At 47.3% G+C, this 1,470-nt stretch carries 1 protein-coding gene; it reads left to right on the top strand.

Going from position 1 to position 1,470, the window contains the following annotated elements; all coding sequences use genetic code 11:
- Positions 1-1,326: type I restriction-modification system subunit M (locus AAEY83_RS12630; protein WP_351059233.1), on the top strand; the 1,326-nt coding region annotated here is incomplete at its 5' end.
- Between the last annotated feature and the right edge of the window lie 144 nt (positions 1,327-1,470).

Below are 1,470 nucleotides of genomic sequence, written 5' to 3'. Positions count from 1 at the left end.
ATTGATGAGATTGGCTACGCGCTTGCACCCAATCAGCTGTTTCATCAACTGGCCAAACGCGGCAAACAAGACCAGGCATTCATTCTTGATGATTTGGCTGATACGCTAAAGGCCATCGAGCAGGGCACATTAGGCACAGACTCAGAAGAAGATTTTGCTAACCTATTTGAAGACATAGATCTTACCTCAACCAAGCTTGGCAACAGCCCTGATGACCGCAATGAGCTGATCGTCAAAGTACTAAGCCACCTAGATGCCATTGATTTTGATCTGAGTAACACCGAAAGCGATGTGTTAGGTGATGCTTATGAGTATCTGATCGGTGAGTTTGCCAGTGGCGCAGGCAAAAAAGCGGGAGAGTTTTACACGCCGCAGATGGTATCCACGTTACTTGCCAAAATCGTAACCAGCGGCAAGGACACCATAAGCTCAGTCTATGACCCTACGTGTGGCTCGGGTTCTTTGCTGCTGCGCGTCAAGCGTGAGGCGAATGACGTAGATAGAATCTACGGTCAAGAGATGAACCGCACCACCTATAACCTAGCACGCATGAACATGATTTTGCATGACGTGAACTTTACCAAGTTTGATATCAAGCAAGAAGACACGCTCAAGCGTCCGCAGCACGTCGGTATGCGCTTTGATGCCATTGTGGCCAATCCGCCTTTCTCTGCGAAGTGGTCTGCTGATCCCTTGCTGCTTCAAGATGAGCGCTTCTCAGACTATGGCAAACTTGCGCCCAAGACCAAAGCCGACATGGCATTCGTCCAGCACATGCTGCATCACTTAGACGATAACGGCACAATGGCAGTGGTATTGCCGCATGGCGTCCTGTTTCGCGGTTCCAGCGAGGGCGATATTCGTGAATACATCATCAAAAACCTCAATGCCTTAGACGCAGTGATTGGACTGCCTGCCAATATATTCTACGGCACCAGTATTCCGACCTCTGTTTTAGTCTTCAAAAAGAACCGTAAGCATGATAAAGATGTCTTCTTTATCGATGCCAGTGACTGCTTTGATAAACAAAAAAATCAAAATATGCTACTACCTGAGCATATCGATACCATCATCAAGACCTATCAAGCCCGTGAAAACGTCGATAAATTTGCCCATGTCGCCTCTTTAAAGGACATTAGCGACAACGACTATAATCTCAACATTCCGCGCTACGTAGACACGTTTGAGGCTGAGCCTGACGTGGATCTCGCAGCCGTTGCCAAAGCGCTGCAAGATTTGGAAAAAAAGAGCCAAGAAACGGACGCTGTCATTAATGGCTTTTGTGAAGAACTGGGCATTGATTCGCCCTTTAAGGTAGGGTCATGAGCACCGTAGACAGTCAAATTCAGCTATATCAAGTAGACAACCAAGTCAGCCTTGAAGTGAATGTTGAGCAAGACACGGTATGGCTAAGCCAAGCCCAAATGAGTGATCTGTTTGGCCGTGATGTTTCAGTGATTTCACGCCATA

Origin of the sequence: Psychrobacter sp. TB20-MNA-CIBAN-0197 (assembly GCF_040309765.1) — a bacterium.
GTDB classification, from domain to species: Bacteria; Pseudomonadota; Gammaproteobacteria; order Pseudomonadales; family Moraxellaceae; genus Psychrobacter; species Psychrobacter submarinus.
The sequence above is the reverse complement of the archived record's forward strand: the minus strand, read 5'-3'. Positions and strand labels throughout refer to the sequence as shown.